This window comes from Palleniella intestinalis, assembly GCF_013166595.1.
GTDB lineage: Bacteria > Bacteroidota > Bacteroidia > Bacteroidales > Bacteroidaceae > Prevotella > Prevotella intestinalis.
Window position 1 is genome coordinate 381,881 of record NZ_JABKKG010000003.1, and the last position, 16,859, is coordinate 398,739.

General features: G+C 47.2%; 11 protein-coding genes. 7 read left to right on the plus strand and 4 right to left on the minus strand.

Annotation, left to right across the window (positions count from 1 at the left end; genetic code table 11):
* Nucleotides 1-155 precede the first annotated feature (155 nt).
* From HPS57_RS06225 to HPS57_RS06240, 4 genes are all read right to left on the minus strand, one after another.
* The gene (locus HPS57_RS06225; protein WP_172181254.1) at nt 156-2,795 is read right to left on the minus strand and encodes a nucleoside hydrolase-like domain-containing protein; all 2,640 of its coding nucleotides are present in this window, start codon (nt 2,793-2,795) and stop codon (nt 156-158) included.
* A gap of 47 nt (nt 2,796-2,842) precedes the next feature.
* Nucleotides 2,843-4,168: a DUF1593 domain-containing protein gene (locus HPS57_RS06230; protein WP_172181256.1), complete on the minus strand. Its 1,326-nt coding sequence runs from the start codon at nt 4,166-4,168 to the stop codon at nt 2,843-2,845.
* An 8-nt stretch (nt 4,169-4,176) separates the two neighbouring features.
* Nucleotides 4,177-5,586, minus strand: a complete 1,410-nt coding sequence (locus tag HPS57_RS06235) for a DUF1593 domain-containing protein (protein WP_172181258.1) — start codon at nt 5,584-5,586, stop codon at nt 4,177-4,179.
* A gap of 250 nt (nt 5,587-5,836) precedes the next feature.
* The gene (locus HPS57_RS06240; RefSeq protein ID WP_172181260.1) at nt 5,837-6,211 is read right to left on the minus strand and encodes a winged helix-turn-helix transcriptional regulator; all 375 of its coding nucleotides are present in this window, start codon (nt 6,209-6,211) and stop codon (nt 5,837-5,839) included.
* Between the two features lie 274 nt (nt 6,212-6,485).
* Here HPS57_RS06240 and HPS57_RS06245 point away from each other — a divergent pair, with 274 nt between their 5' ends.
* The 7 genes from HPS57_RS06245 (at nt 6,486) to HPS57_RS06275 (ending at nt 16,549) form a co-directional block, all read left to right on the plus strand.
* Nucleotides 6,486-6,896, plus strand: a complete 411-nt coding sequence (locus HPS57_RS06245; RefSeq protein ID WP_172181262.1) for a cupin domain-containing protein — start codon at nt 6,486-6,488, stop codon at nt 6,894-6,896.
* Between the two features lie 409 nt (nt 6,897-7,305).
* The gene (gene galE / locus HPS57_RS06250; protein ID WP_172181264.1) at nt 7,306-8,322 is read left to right on the plus strand and encodes a UDP-glucose 4-epimerase GalE; all 1,017 of its coding nucleotides are present in this window, start codon (nt 7,306-7,308) and stop codon (nt 8,320-8,322) included.
* A 22-nt stretch (nt 8,323-8,344) separates the two neighbouring features.
* Complete coding sequence (tsaA, locus tag HPS57_RS06255; RefSeq protein WP_369811457.1) at nt 8,345-9,058, plus strand: tRNA (N6-threonylcarbamoyladenosine(37)-N6)-methyltransferase TrmO; 714 nt, start codon at nt 8,345-8,347, stop codon at nt 9,056-9,058.
* A 40-nt stretch (nt 9,059-9,098) separates the two neighbouring features.
* Nucleotides 9,099-11,219, plus strand: a complete 2,121-nt coding sequence (locus tag HPS57_RS06260) for a glycoside hydrolase family 127 protein (RefSeq protein ID WP_172181266.1) — start codon at nt 9,099-9,101, stop codon at nt 11,217-11,219.
* Between the two features lie 81 nt (nt 11,220-11,300).
* A complete protein-coding gene (locus HPS57_RS06265; RefSeq protein WP_172181268.1) occupies nt 11,301-13,238 on the plus strand; it encodes a right-handed parallel beta-helix repeat-containing protein in 1,938 nt (645 codons plus the stop codon).
* A 55-nt stretch (nt 13,239-13,293) separates the two neighbouring features.
* Nucleotides 13,294-15,321 carry an alpha-L-rhamnosidase-related protein gene (locus tag HPS57_RS06270; protein ID WP_172181270.1) on the plus strand — a complete coding sequence of 676 codons (2,028 nt, stop codon included), beginning with the start codon at nt 13,294-13,296 and terminating at the stop codon, nt 15,319-15,321.
* Nucleotides 15,308-16,549 (plus strand): methyltransferase RsmF C-terminal domain-like protein, encoded by a 1,242-nt coding sequence (locus HPS57_RS06275; RefSeq protein WP_172181272.1) that lies wholly within the window; start codon nt 15,308-15,310, stop codon nt 16,547-16,549. Before HPS57_RS06270 ends, HPS57_RS06275 begins: the two co-directional genes overlap by 14 nt.
* Nucleotides 16,550-16,859 lie beyond the last annotated feature (310 nt).

Sequence of the window (16,859 nt, forward strand, 5' to 3'; positions counted from 1 at the left end):
TTTTTTACAAAAGATTCCTTTTCTAAATTATGACACAATTTCACAACTAAATATAAAAGCCGTATCAGTTCTGTTTTTAAGAGTGATACGGCTTTCATATTAACAGCTACGGTCCGGTAAGAACATATATTTTAGTTCAATTACCAATTTCATTTTCATGGGTTTTGAGGCAGTACTGTGACAATCACGCGTGCAAAGCCGGTGAGTCCCATCTTGTTGTTGTCTGTGGTCTGAAACACAAGATGCAATGTTTGTGGCTCAGTGACAGCAGGTGCGGTGAATGAAACTTGGTTCGGATTGTCCGGGTTTGTTTGCAAATCCACATGTATGGGACAGGTTCCTGCTTCATAGAACTGCCACCATGCTGTCTCGAATTTCTGCGGTCTTTTCTTTGTGTTCTCAAAGAATTTCGCTTTATCAACACCTTTCTGTTCCGATATGTATTGGCGGTGGTGCCATTGTAACTCAAGGTCAAGGAAATTATCATCTTTGACATCGGCTGTCAGTGTGACTGTCTCTCCGCTGCGTACGGTTTTGTCGAGGCCTTCGAGAATTGTTACCTCGGGAGCATGGTTCGCATCCTCATATTTCGGTGTGGCTGCCCATGCAAGCCGTGATTGGAAATCGCGCAAGACATATTCTGTCCATCGGCTGTAGCTGCCTTTGTCAGTGTCACGATAGACATTCTCCATACCTGGTACTTTATAGAACTGTCCACCCCATCCTCCGTAAGTCGGGTTCTCATGACTGCGCAGTCCATTGCTTACGGAGTAGAGGAAGGCAGGTGAGTCCCCTTCGCTGATATTTGTCTGCACATAGTCTCTCGCAAGTGCGGAAGGACTGTCGTGAAGCCATCTGCGTACAAAATCCGCTGTATAGTTCTGGGCTCCGTAATCCCATGTGGCATGGAAATGATAGGATACGAGCATTGTCACCAGTGGATGTTCTTGCTCAATGTAATTGCCTGCGGCATCCTGATACCAAATGTTGTACATCACCACTTTGCGTGCTGCCCGTTCATAATCCTCAGGGTACTCGTCTTTTATGACCTGAAGGGCTTTTGCCGCAGTGTTGCCTCCGCCCCATGCCTGAATGAACACCGGTCGCGGGTCATTGTCACGAAGGATTCTCACGATGGCGTCAGAACCTTCTGTAGAAGTCCATTCTCTTGGGTTTATCCTTGCCGGCGCTCCGATTTTTGTCGCAGAAGCCGGAGTGTCAAGGCATACATGCGCCGGGTCTTCATCTCCAACGAATATTTTGCTGCGCAGATAGTCCGGTGAAGGATAGTCTTTGCTGTGCACTTTCAGGTTCGGATAAACCTCCGCATAATGGTCAATCTGTTTTTCAAGCCAATGTTCTTTGCTCCATCCATGCCTTTGGAAGCAGGAGTTTGTCTGTATGAGGGCAGCTATCTCCACATCGTTGCTACAGAAAAGAAGGTGTACCATGGAGCATCTATCGTCAATTTCGCTGTCTGTGAGAACGATGATGCGTGGCTTTTTCTCAGTATATTCTTTCAGCCATCCAAGTCGTATCGCCCAATCGTCAAGGACTTCCCGGCGATGCTTACCTATGGTGGCAGCACCTTGCCATTTCCCTTCAAAAAGGGAAGGCTTTGTGCGGTCTGTCCACCATGACGCCCCGAGTTTATAATCGGTTGGCGATGGTGTTCCCGGCCATTGATTGTCAACAACAAGTATGCCTTTAATTGGTGTGAAAGCTGCGTTGTCGCAGGTAATCTCATAATTGAGGGTAGCGGTCTGTTTTGGGGAATATCGGACACAGTATTCACCTTTGCTCATGTAATATCCCTGCCAATTCTGTTTGTCTATCAAAAGATTGAAGCACGGAGAGCCTTTGGGGAGATTCTGTTTCTTGCCTTTGAATTTGAATTCCACTACAGAATATACCGGTACGTTTGTCTTTTGTTCTTTTTTGGGGTCAATGATTCTGCGCGATGAGTAGTTGGTCTTTTCAAAACTTCCGCCCCAAGACTCACCTTCCGGATTATCAGGATTGCCGTTCATCATATAGAGCAGTGAAGGAGTGTCACCCATTTTCACAACTCCTTTATAGTAGTTGATAAAGTCTGCACCGATGTGTCCGACTCCTTTCATGCAAGCTTCGTAATACCCTGCATGGTATTTGCTGCTATCTTTCGTGTCAGAAATCAGGCCGCGGTAAGAAGCATTGTTCTCTATCATCCATAAGTCCGGAAAATTCTCTGCGATATAGGCATAGCTGTCCACGCCCCATTTCTTGTTCGGTCCACCGATGTAATATACCCGAATTTTTGTGACAATGTCCGGTGCGTCGTGCAGAGCTTGCGCAACGTCTTCGAGGGTTCCCCATACAAGGACATATAGTGGTCTGCTGTCTTTCTTGCGGGCACAGCGTACAATCCATTCAGAGCCTTCCGTCGGTTTGTCGTAACCGGCAAATGGCGCAAGTCCGTGGCGGCCTTGTTTGCAAAGCGGACGCAGTTCTGCCGGTGTTTTCAACTCCTTGCAATGGGATTGTAGCACAGGGAAATCCTTTTCGTAAATGTCTATCATTCTCAGAATCTCTTCTTTGGAGCCATTGCCGAAGGAAGGGGAGGAGACAAGTCCCTCTATGTCGAAAAGGTCACTGTACATGAGCAAATGCAGCATTGACTGATTGTCATCGGGGTCAGTGCCACCAATGTCAGTGCTGATTAGTATGCGTGGCTTCGGTTGTTGTGCGTAACTGCCATGACAAGGCATTAAGCAGAAACAGAGTGTCAGGATGATTATTGGAATATTTCTTACCATATGATAAAATCAAAAAAATAGTTGTCGGATTTATTTTGTTGTCGGATTTATTCCGCGACTTTCACGACAAGCCTGCGATATGCCGTTATTGCCGGCTTGCCATTATCGACCGCCTCAATGATTATATGAAGAACTTTTCCATTGGCATCCTTAGGCACAGTGAATGAGAATGAGCCGTTACTGTTCCGGATGTCAATATTGTCGTTGTATTCTGATGCTTCTTTGTAAAGATAAGCACTGAATCTCAGGGAGTTCCCGTCAGGGTCGTATGAGTTTTTTATGCTGAATCTTATTGTCTCACCTGCTTTGGCTTTAATGGACATAGGTTTGCGGGTCGGCTTTGACTCTTTGTTGAGCAGAATCACAGGGTGGTGGTTTGCTGCGGAGAAGTCAGCCTTACTGCTCCATTGTATTCTGGCTGCGAAATCATTGCGTATGGCGTCTGACCATCGCTGTATGGTCTGCTCTCCGTCCGGATTCGTGTGCATGAAGTATGGGTCGTATTGCTTCTCATCCAGATTGTTCCGTTCAACCCAATCCATACCGCGCACAGCTTCAGTTCTCTTCTTGGAGAATCTGCCTCCCCAACCTCCGGCAGTGACGTCTTCCGGTATATTCAGCCCGTTGTTGACAAGGTAAAGGAACGATGGTGAGTCGCCTTCTGTTGCCCATCGGCGGGTAGGGTAGACATTGCCCATCGGCGGAAAAGCCTGTACGTTTTCCTTTGTCCAGTTGTCGTCAGGCGCCCAGTTGTAGACATCACGCGCCCGGATGTAGAGAATTTCAGGGAAATTGTGCGCAATCCATGCACCGGCATCGCATTGTCCGAGGATGTCGTAGATTCGGATTTTCCCGAGGAATTTCTTGAATTCTTTTTCACTGCGGGTGTGCTTCACTTTCCAGATGGCTTGGGCTATCGTGTTCATTCCTCCCCAAGCTGTGAGCCATACCGGTCGCGGGTCATCGCTGTCAACGGCAGCGATGATCAGTTCCGAGCCCGGAGTGTCCTTACCTTTACCTACACCACTCATTCCCACTTCTGTCTGTCCTGTGGTTGCGATGCTGCGAAGATAGTCCGCTGTCGGGAATCTTGGGTCATGCGCCTTCAGGTTCGTTTCTGCAAGTGCGTATGCGTCAATGATTTTGTTGAGGGTGGCGATACCTATCGGCGATTTGCAGAACGCCATCTGGCAGACCATCCCCTCAATGTCGATGTCGTTAGCCATCATCAGCAGGTGGACCATTGACTCCTCATCATCAGGGTCAGTGCCGCCGATGTCTGTGGTAACAATCACGCGCCGGTTCTCCTGCTGTGCAAAAGCAAGACAGCAGGAAGAGGCGGTGAGAAGCAGGGGAAAGAGAAATTTCCTCATAAGTTGGATTATTTTACATCTATAATTAAACGGTCGTATCGCGTGAGGGCAGGGATGCCATTGTCTGTGGCAGCAACAATGATATGCATTGTGCCCTTACGCTCAGTCTTGGGCACGATGAAGTATGCCTCCGCCTTGTCGGCATCCACAATCTTCAGCGGGTTTCCTGTGCGTGCGCTGGAAATGTTGAATGTTCCCGCCTCAGGATAGTAGAACCATGTATAGTTGACAGTGTTCTTGTCCGGGTCGCTTGCCTTTGCGGAGAGCCTGATGGTGTCACCAATGTGGGCAATGATGTTCTTCTCGCCCTGTATCTCAATCACTGGAGCATGGTTCGCTTTTCTGTAAGGCTTTATTGTCCAGTCCATCCGGGCTTCAAAATCATTCTGGAAAGCCTCACGCCACCGCCATATTGTCGCATGATTGGAAGTATGCCAACAGCCGTCCTTTCCGAACACCTCGTCCATGGCGTTTGTCCATATCGGTCGCGTCTCCGGCTCAAGAAACCAGCGTTCTGTGCGTGGCTGATAGAGTTCATAGCGTCCGCCCCATCCTCCCCAGTCAGGTCGCTCAGGATTGTTCAGACCGTTGTCAATAAGGCAAAGGAATGACGGAGTGTCACCCTCCATCAGGAATTTCATGAAAGGATACTGCTTGCCGAGCGGTCCTTTTGAGCGGATATGCTCATCAAGCCATGGGTTCTTCACGATTGTTGAGTCTGCGCCTGCGAAGCGTGCATGGAAGTCGTCTCCGGCGATACCGCTCCATGTTGCGTAATGGTAGCCTCCGAATTTGTGATAGCCGGGGCTGACGATGTAGAAAAGGTTCTTGAAATTATTGCGAATCCATGGGCCGCTGTCGTCTTGGTCAGAGATGGCGTATACTCGCAGTTTGCCAACAATTCTGTCCACCTCATCTTTGTGCCGTGTGGCGTTCAGTTTCCAGAGAGCCTGCGCAAGACAGTTCGGGCCGCCCCATACGAGTACCCACACCGGGCGGTCATCCTCTTTGTCCAGAACATTGATTATGAGATTCGATCCGTCGGAGTCCATTCCTTCGCCAACGGCGTTCATTCCGTAATCCGCACGTCCTTCGCAGGTTACCGCGCGTATCTCGTCCGCGGTAGGGAATCCTGCTTCATGCTTCAGCAGATTTGGCTGCACTTTTTCATACGCGTCAAGAATCTCAAGCAAGCGCCATTTTGCAGTCTTCCTCCTCTGGTGTACGGAAGTTGTGGCAACAACCCCCTCCACATCCCACTGGTTGGAATAGACCAGGAAGCGTACGAATGACATGGCGTCATCCGGTTCATTCTCAATGTCGGTAAGGACAATGATACGTGGCTTCTGGCTACGTGCAGCCTCACAGAACCCGGTGCCAAAGCATAAAATGATAAGAAATGCTAATACTTTGTTCATAATTTATGTGTGTAAAGAGTTATACATTCAAGATAGAAGTGCAATTTCTTGACTGCATATGAGTCCCCCTCCTTCTGTGCATAAGAGGTTCCGGAGTGTAGCGACAGGGTTCTCTTATACACAGAAGGAGGAACCTTCCCATTAAAGATTTCAAAGTCTTGCCGAAAGCGCAAACACTTATGGAAAGTGCTATTATGAGTAAATAAGTTCTTGTCATGGTTAGCATGATTTGTTGTTTTGTTGTCAGTTGTTATTGTTTTTCTGTTTCATATTCCTCACGGCAATCAAGTATCGTTTTCATGTTCTTTTGCGCCCATTCTGTCAGTTCGTGAATGATGGGCACAAGTGAGTGGCCGATTTCTGTCAGGCTGTATTCTACTTTTGGAGGGACGACCGGAAAAATCTTCCGTTCCACCAGACCGTCCGTTTCCAGGGTCTTGAGTGTCTCGGACAGGACTTTTGAGGAGATGTCAGGAATTAGTTTGCACAGTTCGTTGAATCGTATTGCTTCCTGTTCGCTTAATATCACGATGACAAGCAATGCCCATTTTGTTCCGAACCGTGAGACGATATTGCGTATGGGGCATATTTCTATGATAGAGTTCTTGTTTTTGTTTTTCAGCATACAATAGTGGTTAGTCGTTATGGAATTGTGTACGATGCAGTGCCGCATTTTGACAAAGTTAGTGAAAAAAACGCGATACATTGATGATTGTGCGGTGTCTTAATGTGTTTTAACATATCTCTAACAATCAAAGAAACAGCAAAAGTGAGGAAAAAGTAACTGTGTTTCTAAAAAGTAAGTTCTTGTATATGAGGACATAATGCGCTAACTTTGCACCTGTGAAAACAAAGTCCATACTTTGTAAGATACAATTTAACCATAAAAAAATAACATTATGAGTACTGTTGAAACATTGAACAAGGGCGTAAAGTATGCCCATGCATCTGTAGGAACACTTAAAGGCTACGAAGGTAAGGACTTTGTCAAGGAAATTACCGGTGCCACTTCGTGCGAAATCTCGTTTGGAACATTGCCCATAGGTGCTGCTGTTCCGTTCTTTCACAGCCACAAGGCAAACGAGGAGAACTACATCATCCTTTCCGGAAAGGGAAAGTTTCAGGTCAATGATGAGGTGTTCGACATTGCCGAAGGTTCCGTTGTCCGTGTTGCAACAGGTTGCGACCGCAATCTGAAATGCACCTCCGAAGAGCCGATGACATATATCTGCATTCAGGCAAAAGAAGGCAGTCTGGAGGGATATACGATGACCGATGCGGAGGTGACAGAGCGCGTGAATTTGCTGTAGTGTCAGGTTGTGATTCCAAAGGTAACCTTTTGTGTTGTAAAAGGTTACCTTTGGCACTGTAAAGTGTAACACTTTGCATGGTGAAAAGTAACCTTTCGCGACAGACTCCCATTCCCTTTTTATGTGTAAAAGCAAGTGCTTTGTAATCAATGAGATAGGTGGAAGGTTGCGGTTTTGTTTGTGCCTGCCGTGTTTTGCTGTCCGGTTTGTGCTCTGTGAATACAGCGTACAGCCTTGGAATGTTCCAAGCCGCATGCTCGGCCATACAGGTTGGCTGTTGACACAATCTGTTTTTTATACATCAAAAATTCTTAATTTTTTGTAATTATATGGTTTGTGATTGAACATTGTGCAAGTAATTTCCTATCTTTGCATAAATATTTCTAACTATAATAAAAACATTACTCAAATGAAAATTCTTTTGTGCGGTGGTGCCGGATTCATAGGAACCCACACCATTGTGGAACTTGACAAGGCGGGCCATGAAGTTGTTGTGGTCGACAATTTGGTGAACTCACAGGAAGAAGCACTCAAGCGTGTTGCTGAGATTATAGGAAAGAAAGTTTCGTTTTATAAGGTTGACTGCCGTGACCGCGAGGGGCTGACGAGAGTTTTTGATGAGAACAAGTTTGATGCTGTCATCCATTTTGCCGGTTTGAAGGCCGTCGGTGAGTCTGTTGCCAAGCCTTTGGAATATTATGAGAACAACATGAACGCCACGTTTGTCCTCATGGATGTCATGCGTCAGCATGGCTGCAAGAACATAATTTTCTCCTCTTCTGCGACTGTCTATGGCGATCCTGCCATAATTCCTATAACAGAGGAGTGTCCGAAGGGGCATTGCACCAACCCTTACGGTCAGACAAAATCCATGCTTGAGGAAGTCCTGATTGATGTGCAGAAGGCGGACAATGAATGGAATGTCGTCCTGTTGCGCTATTTCAATCCTATCGGCGCGCACAAGTCCGGCAAGATAGGCGAGAACCCTAACGGCATACCGAACAACCTTATGCCTTACATCACGCAGACTGCGATAGGTCTGCGTGAAGAACTTGGTGTTTTCGGCAACGACTATGACACACCGGACGGTACAGGCGTACGCGACTATATCCACGTCTGTGACCTTGCCGCAGGCCATGTTGCTGCACTTTCCGCAATAGAGCGCAAGTGCGGACTTGCTATATACAATCTCGGTACAGGCCATGGATATTCTGTCCTTGACGTTGTGAAAGCCTTTGAGAAAGCCAACGGGCTGAAAGTTCCTTATGCCATAAAGCCACGTCGTCCGGGAGACATTGCCACATGCTACTGCAATCCGGCAAAGGCAAAGGCGGAGCTGGGTTGGGAAGCACATTTCGGCATTGAGGATATGTGCCGTGATTCATGGAACTTCCAGAAGAACAACCCGAGAGGTTACGAGGAGTAACCAACTGATACAGTGTACAATAATGACAATGGAGATTAGTCCGATAGCCTTTTTTCGCTCACCTTTCACATCAAAATTCGGCGTTCCGCGTCAAAGTGGTGTCGTTGAGGAAGTTGAGGGAGAGGTGGTTTTCCATAAGCCATACGACAATCCTGATGCTGTCCGCGGCATAGAAAAATTTGACTATGTATGGCTTGTATGGGGCTTTAGCGAGAATCTTCGTAACAGACAGTCTCCTTGTGATAAGGAAAACGGAATGGCAGAGGAGGATAGGGTGGCGTCCCACCTCCTTGTGCGTCCGCCACGTTTGGGAGGGAATGAACGCGTAGGAGTGTTTGCCTCACGCTCACCTTTCCGTCCCAACGGGCTCGGGTTGTCCTGTGTGCGCCTGAAGGAAGCAACGGAAGGACGCTTGATAGTCCTTGGAGCAGACCTTATGGACGGCACACCGATATACGATGTGAAGCCTTATGTCGCCTATGCCGATGCTCATCCTGATGCACGTTCCGGCTTTGTCGACACAACGGAATGGCAGCCGCTTGCTGTTGTCTTCCCCAAAGAGTTGCAGGAAGGTCTCTCCGAGGCAGACATACGGGCTGTTTCCGGAGCGTTGAGCCAAGACCCGCGTCCGCATTACCATAAAGACCCGTCACGCGTTTACGGGATGCCTTTCAGAGGAAAGGACATCCGTTTCCGCATCAGTGACAACATTGTTGAGATAATAGACATAATCTAAGCCGTCACCGAATGATTGTGACGCCAAACTAATTACCATAATGAAAAGAATACTGACCACATTAACCTTTGCCACAGCTCTGTCCATTCCGATGATGGCGCAGCAGAGTGGGCTTGTAGACATGCACAATGCCTCACATTCAGTAATGGTGAACACTCCTTTGGGTGCCACACATTGGACGGGAGGCTTTTGGAAAGAGCGTTTTGACATATTCCACAAGAACTCCATTCCTTCCATGTTCGAGACATGGAAAAGCAAGGAAGGAAAGGGCTGGAACAATTTCCTTGTAGCATCAGGAAAGATGGAGGGTGAGCATCATGGCCCTGCTTTCCATGACGGCGACATGTACAAATGGTGCGAATCCATGGCAGCTGTCTATGCTGTCACCAAAGACCCTGAGCTTGATAAGATAATGGACGAGTTCATTTCCCTTGTCGCAGCATCGCAGCGCGAGGACGGATACATCCATACTCAGGTGAACATCGCGGAGCTTAATGCCAAGAAAAAGCGCAAGGAAGCCAAGGACAACACGGTCGTGGGTACGGCACAGGGAACTGGCGCTGACGGAGCTCTTGGCAACAAACTTAATTTTGAGACATATAATATAGGCCACCTCATCAATGCCGCCCTTGTCCATAAGCGTGCTACAGGTAAGACAAATTTCTATGACGTGGCACTCAAGGCTGCGGAATTTCTTATCAATTTTGCCAAGACAAATCCTGATGAGCTTGCCAAATGCGCTGTTTGCCCAAGCCACTATATGGCGGTTGCAGAACTGTATCGTGAGACAGGTGACAAGAAATATCTTGACCTTGCACAGACACTCATAGACATCCGTGGCAGCCAGCCTGACGGAACGGACGACAATCAGGACCGTGAGGCGTTCCGTGAGCAGTACACTGCCATCGGCCATGCTGTCCGTGCCAACTATCTTTATGCAGGTGTGGCAGACCTTTATTCCCTCACAGGTGAGGCACAGTTGATGAAAAACCTCACCTCAATATGGGATGACCAGATAAACAGGAAGATGTATATCACAGGTGGTTGTGGCGCATTGTACAATGGTGTGTCCCCTGACGGCACAGACTATAAGCCGGCAAACTGGCAGCAGGTGCATCAGGCGTTCGGCAGACCTTATCAGTTGCCGCAGTCAACGGCTCACAACGAGACTTGTGCGAACATCGGAAACATGCTCTTCAACTGGCGCATGCTTCAGACAACAGGCGACGCAAAGTATGCTGACATTGTTGAGACATGCTTGTACAACTCTGTGCTTACAGGCATCTCTCTCGACGGAACAAAGTATCTGTACACCAATCCGATGCGCCTTTCAAAGAAACTCCCTTACCAGTTGCGTTGGAGTCGCGAGCGTCAGAAGCTGATTTCCTGCTTCTGCTGCCCTCCGAACACACTGCGTACTGTCTGTGAGGCACAGGAATATGCTTACACAGTAGGTTCGGATGCGTTGTTTGTGCAGCTTTATGGCGAGAACACTCTGGCAACAACACTTGGCAAGAAAGCGCTGAAAGTGTCACAGAAAACAGACTATCCGTTTGACGGACGCATAGAACTGACTATTGATGCTGTCGGCAAGAACTGCCTGAACACAGTCAATCTGCGCATACCGGGATGGTGTGACAATGCCACCGTGACTGTCAATGGTGAGGCACAGCAGGTGAATGTCGCTCCTAATTCCTACATAGCACTTAACCGTAAGTGGAAGAAAGGCGACAAGATTGTCCTTGACATGGAGATGAGGGCGAAGCTCATTGAAAGCAATCCACTTGTCGAGGAATCACGTGGTGAGGTCGCTGTTAAGCGCGGACCGTTGGTTTACTGCCTTGAAGAGATTGACATCGACGGCAATCAGAACATGAAACCTGGTTCCGGAAAGACACCGAGCGTGTCAAGTGTCGACATTGACAACATCGTTTTGCCTATGGACATAAAGTTCTCCGTTGTCGATATGGAGATTGCCGGTTCAAAGATGAAAGCACTTGAAGGTACTGCTAAGTATGTTGAAGAGCCTGATTGGAAAGGCACACTGTACCGTGAGGTAAGCAGAAAAGAGCGTGACATAAAGGTACGCCTTATCCCTCACTATGCATACGGCAACCGCGGTTTGCAGGATTTCACAATCTTCATGCCGTTGGCACGCTGATTCTATTTATTAAAATAAAAGGCAAGTGGGTGGAAAGACCCACTTGCTTAAGTATTTATATAGACTGAAAAAATAATGTTTATGAGAAAAATACTGTTGAGTATATTTGCTTTTGCAACATTGTCTGTCTCGGCTGCGGACATATACGTGTCACCTGATGGTGCTGACACTAATGAAGGTTCTGTTGACAGCCCACTTAAAAGTCTGCGTATAGCATTGCGCAAAGCACGCAACCTGCGCCGCCTTAATGACCCGTCAGTAAGGGATGGCATAACGATTCACGTGACAAAGGGCACATATAATCTGTATGAACCGTTATATATTCGTCCTGAAGACAGTGGTACTCCATACTCTCCTACAGTGATAAAAGGTGAGGATGCCGTAATTTCCGGTGGTGTTGCTGTCACCGGATGGCGCAAGGAAGGCAAACTGTTTGTTGCTGAAACTCCGGAGTTCAATGGCAATCTGATAGATTTCCGCCAGCTTTACGTTAACGGCAAGAAGGCTGTACGTGCACGCGATGTGGAAAATTTTGACAATATGGCGCACATCCTTTCTCTTGACAAGCCAAATCAGGTGATGTATGTCCCTGTTACACCGGCTGTCAAGGCTTTGGAAAGGCAGTATAATGCAAAGAACAGACAGCATGCCCAGCCTGTGGAAATGGTTCTCCATGAAATGTGGTGTGTGGCAAACCTAAGAGTGAAGAGTATACAGATTGACGGTGACAGTGCCGCCATACGTTTCCATCAGCCTGAGTCGACAATACAGTTTGAGCACCCTTGGCCTTCACCAATGGTTAATGTGAAGCCTTTCATACAGGAGGATGGCACTGTGCTGAACCTGAATTCTGCTTTTTATCTTACAGGCTCAAAGGTTCTTCTTGACACTCCGGGAGAATGGTTCCATGATGTCCGCAACCATAAGGTTTACTACAGCCCGCGTGAAGGTGAGACGCTTGACATGCTTAACAGCGAGGAATATCCGGTGATTGCTCCTGCATTGGAGACTCTTGTGGAAGTGGAAGGCACCCTTGACCGTCCTGTGCATGATGTGAAAATTGAGGGACTTACATTCTCTTATACAACATGGATGCGTCCGACAACTGATGGGCATGTCCCTCTTCAGGCAGGAATGTTCATGTATGAAGGATACAAACTTAATCCTCAGATTCGTCGTCCGGGACGCAACAATGGACTTGATAACCAAGGATTCCTGGGTCGTCCGGCTTCCGCTGTGACGGTAAGCAATTCCGGTGATGTGGTTTTCAATGATTGTGTATTCACTCATCTTGGTTCTTCCGGTATAGACTATGAGGAAGGCATACAAGGAGGGGTGATAAGCAACAACACTTTTACTGATATTGCAGGTAGCGGCATTGTTGCCGGCTCTTTCTCACCTTCCGGTTTGGAGACCCACCTTCCTTATGACCCTTTTGACAGGCGTGTTGTTGTCGATGGGCTTGTCATTGCCAATAACTATATCAATGATGTCACCAACGAGGATTGGGGAACGCTTGGAATCAACTGCGGATATGTCGCAAACACTATCATTGCGCATAATGAAATTTGTGAGGTATCCTATTCCGGTATAAATCTCGGATGGGGATGGACACAGAGTGTTAACTGTATGCGTGGCAATGAGGTGTATAGAAACTATATCCACCATTATGCAAAGCACATGTATGACTGTGCCGGCATCTATACATTAAGCTCACAGATAAAGACCTATATCACAGAGAATGTCGTGGATGAGATTTATCATCCTATCTATGCGCATGACCCACATCATTGGTTCTATCTTTATTGCGATGAAGGTTCGTCCGGTATTACTATTCAAGATAACTGGACACCGACAGAGAAATACTTGAAGAACTCCAATGGACCTTGCAACATTTGGGAGAACAATGGACCCGGTGTTGATAAGTCTGTTAAAGAGAATGCCGGCATTCAGAAGAATCTTGATGTTGTAGGCCTGAGGGCTAAGATACAGACAAAGAAGCCAAAGAAGACCAAATGATTCATTTGTGTAATTTCATGATTTGAACAAAACATTAAAAAAAACTCACGATATTATGTGGATAACCTATCCTGGTGATTTTGAGATATGGCTTGGCAATAAGTTCAACAACCGCCGTACTGAGCGTGGTGCGATGTTCCCTCCATTCTGGAAGCAGGACTCCCACTATGTTACTGTGGAGTTCTCGACGACTGTCAACCTTGAAGAGGCAGAGGAAGTGGAGATTCTCTGTGAGGGAAAGTTCAATCTTATGCTTGACGGAAAGTTGCAGTTTGGCATGCCTGAGCATTTCACTGTACCTGCCGGAGAGCACAAACTCAACCTGAAGGTTTGGAATCAGTCAACTCCTCCTGCATTATATATAAAAGGTAAAACCATCGTTACAGACTCTTCATGGCTTGCAACCTATGAGGATAAGATCTGGATAGACGAGAATGGTGTTGCCCATGGTTCCGGAATCTATGTCCCGGCAGCAACAAGCAAGTACTTCCAAACAAAGGAGCAGCGTCCTTCCGAGTTCGCTTTGGCAACAGAGCCAATGATGCCGGTGAGCAAGGAGAGAGTGGGAGAGGGATTCCTCTACGACTTTGGCAAGGAGACAATGGGACTTCTGTCCGTAGGCAATGCAAAGGACAAAGGACTTGTAGAGGTCTATTACGGTGAGAGCCGTGAGGAAGCCTTGGACAAAGATTATTGTGAGACGCTTGACAAGTTTGAGACTAAGGATTTCACTCCTGTCATCCTTGACAGCAAGGCGTTCCGCTATGTCTATGTGGAGTGTGCCGGAGGCGTGGAAGAATTGGATGTCTACGCCTTTTACGAGTATCTTGAGCAGGACATGGAACTTAGCGGAGCGTTTGAATGCTCTGATTCCGAACTTAACAGAATATGGGAAGTGGGAGCTTATACAATGGACCTCACTACCCGTGAATTCATGATGGACGGCATAAAGCGTGACCGTTGGACATGGTCAGGCGATGCCATACAGTCCTATCTGATGAACTATTATCTCCGTTTCGATTCGGAGTGTGTCAAGCGCACCATACGGCAGTTGCGCGGAAAGGACCCTGTTACAGCCCATATCAACACGATTATGGACTACACTTTCTATTGGTTCAAGTCCGTGCTTGACTACTATGAGTACACTGCCGATACAGCCTTCGTCCGTGAGATGTGGCCGCGCATGAAGACACTCATGGACTATGTCCTTGGCAGACTTGACGAGGAGGGACTTGCTGAAGGACAGCCTGACGACTGGATTTTTGTTGACTGGGTGGACTTCCCTATGCACAAGCGTGGTGTGATGTCTTTTGAACAGATTCTGTTGGCAAAGGCTTTGGAGACAATGAAGGTCTGTGCCGGACTTGTCGGTGATGATGAGGCGGAGCGTTATGCAGAGTTGTACGACAATGTGCGCCGGAAGACCGACGAGCATTTCTGGGATGAGGACAGAAAAGCCTATCTCCACAACATTGAGGACGGTCAGTTGAATGAGATGGTTACTAAGTTCCCGAATATGTTTGCCATACTTTTCGGTTATGCCGACGGACAGCGGAGCAAGGACATCATGGAAAATGTCATGCTCAATCCTGATGTTGAGGCTATCACAACGCCTTACATGCGTTTCTACGAGTTGGAGGCTTTGTGCCAGATGGGCATGTATGATTATGTCATGGGTGAGATGAAATCCTATTGGGGCGGTATGCTGAATGAAGGTGCGACATCTTTCTGGGAGAAATATGTCCCGACAGAGACAGGCACACAGCACTTGCATATGTACGGCAGACCGTATGGCAAGAGCCTTTGCCATGCTTGGGGAGCATCACCTGTCTATCTGCTTGGCAAGTACTATCTTGGCATCAAACCGACAAAACCGGGCTATCAGGAGTGGGAATGCCGTCCTAATCTTGGTGGACTTGAATGGATGAAGGGGCGTGTGCCAACACCGTTTGGACCTATCTCGTTGGAGATGAGCAAGGAAGAAATCACTATACAAAGTCCTGTCATTGGAGGAAAACTTTATGTCGGAGACAAATGTATAGAAATCAACACTACAGAGAAGATTAAAGTTGGACTTAAGTAAAGATTTCACAGACTATACCTCACAACTTTTTGGTGAGGAGCGCTGGCAGAGATTTTTTGACTCTTTCGGTCAGGAAGTCCCTGCCAGTGTGCGTTATAATCCGTTCAAACCTGTTTCCGATGTTCCTGAAGGAGAACCGGTGCCATGGTGCAAGGATGCCTATTGGCTGAAGGAACGCCCTAAATTCACACTTGACCCATTGTTGCATGCCGGAGTCTATTATGTGCAGGAGGCAGGGTCAATGTTCCTTGACAATGTTCTTCGACAGTATGTCCAAGAACCGGTGTGCATGCTTGATCTGTGCGCTGCACCGGGAGGCAAGTCAACATTGGCGCGTGCTGCATTGCCTGAAGGCTCTTTGCTGGTAAGCAATGAACCTGACCACCACCGTGCCAACATCCTTATGGAGAATATGCAGAAACAGGGACATAAGGATGTTTATGTCACAAACAATTATGCAAAGGACTTCAAGTCTGCGAAAATGCAGTTTGATGTCATACTTGCTGATGTGCCGTGCTCCGGAGAAGGAATGTTCCGCCGTGACGAAGGAGCGATAAAGGAATGGAGCTTGCAGAACGTGCGTAAGTGTGCGGAACTGCAGCGGAGCATAGTCAGTGATATATGGGACTGTCTGCGTCCCGGCGGACTGTTTATATATAGTACCTGTACATTCAATCTACAGGAGGACGAGGAGAATGTCCGTTGGATAGCGGAAGAGCTTGGAGCAGATATTCTTCCTGTACAGACAAGTCAGGAATGGAAAATCACAGGTTCTCTTCTTGAAGGATTTGATGAGCCTGTCTATCGCTTTATACCCGGAGTTACACGCAGTGAGGGACTGTTTATGTGCGTTTTGCGCAAGCATGGGGAATCGCAGCCCTGTCGCAGACCGATAGAAAAACAGTTGAAACGCCTACGCATACTATCTGACGGCAATCCGAAAGGAGAGCAGAAAGGCAAGTACATCATCCCTGCCCATGCTGAGGCGCTGCTTGCACAATGCCATAAAGATGATGTCAGAGGTACATCATCAGCGTACCCATCTGTTGAATTGTCGCTTGAAGAGGCTCTGCGCTATCTTCATCGTGAGGCAATAACATTGCCGGCAGATACTCCAAAAGGTTATGTCATTGTAACCTACAAAGGACATAACCTCGGATTCATGAAGAACCTTGGCAATCGCGCCAACAATCTTTATCCTAAAGAATGGGCGATACGTAACTTGTAATATGTTATGGTAAATATGTCAAAGAACGCTTGCAATTTCAATTTCCATTGCTTTTCTAGTGCAAAGGTACAATATTTTGCAAGCGATTCCAAACATCAATGGGGTACACATGGGGATACACATGTGGGTACATATCCATAAAAGTAAGTTTATGGGATGATTTCATGTATATATTCAAGACATTTATTGTTTGCTGTAGCTAAAAATATTTCCCTGACCTCATCACTTATATGCCTTTAAGAAAGTGACGAAGTCAGGGAAATATAATTGCTCTGATAAATAATATAAGACGCAATCTGTTTGTTTGATG

Excerpts from the sequence above, each read along its gene's own strand:
- HPS57_RS06225 (WP_172181254.1), bottom strand. The coding sequence starts at position 2,795 with ATGGTAAGAAATATTCCAATAATCATCCTGACACTCTGTTTCTGCTTA.
- HPS57_RS06230 (WP_172181256.1), bottom strand. The coding sequence starts at position 4,168 with ATGAGGAAATTTCTCTTTCCCCTGCTTCTCACCGCCTCTTCCTGCTGT.
- HPS57_RS06235 (WP_172181258.1), bottom strand. The coding sequence starts at position 5,586 with ATGAACAAAGTATTAGCATTTCTTATCATTTTATGCTTTGGCACCGGG.
- HPS57_RS06240 (WP_172181260.1), bottom strand. The coding sequence starts at position 6,211 with ATGCTGAAAAACAAAAACAAGAACTCTATCATAGAAATATGCCCCATA.
- HPS57_RS06245 (WP_172181262.1), top strand. The coding sequence starts at position 6,486 with ATGAGTACTGTTGAAACATTGAACAAGGGCGTAAAGTATGCCCATGCA.
- galE (WP_172181264.1), top strand. The coding sequence starts at position 7,306 with ATGAAAATTCTTTTGTGCGGTGGTGCCGGATTCATAGGAACCCACACC.
- tsaA (WP_369811457.1), top strand. The coding sequence starts at position 8,345 with ATGACAATGGAGATTAGTCCGATAGCCTTTTTTCGCTCACCTTTCACA.
- HPS57_RS06260 (WP_172181266.1), top strand. The coding sequence starts at position 9,099 with ATGAAAAGAATACTGACCACATTAACCTTTGCCACAGCTCTGTCCATT.
- HPS57_RS06265 (WP_172181268.1), top strand. The coding sequence starts at position 11,301 with ATGAGAAAAATACTGTTGAGTATATTTGCTTTTGCAACATTGTCTGTC.
- HPS57_RS06270 (WP_172181270.1), top strand. The coding sequence starts at position 13,294 with ATGTGGATAACCTATCCTGGTGATTTTGAGATATGGCTTGGCAATAAG.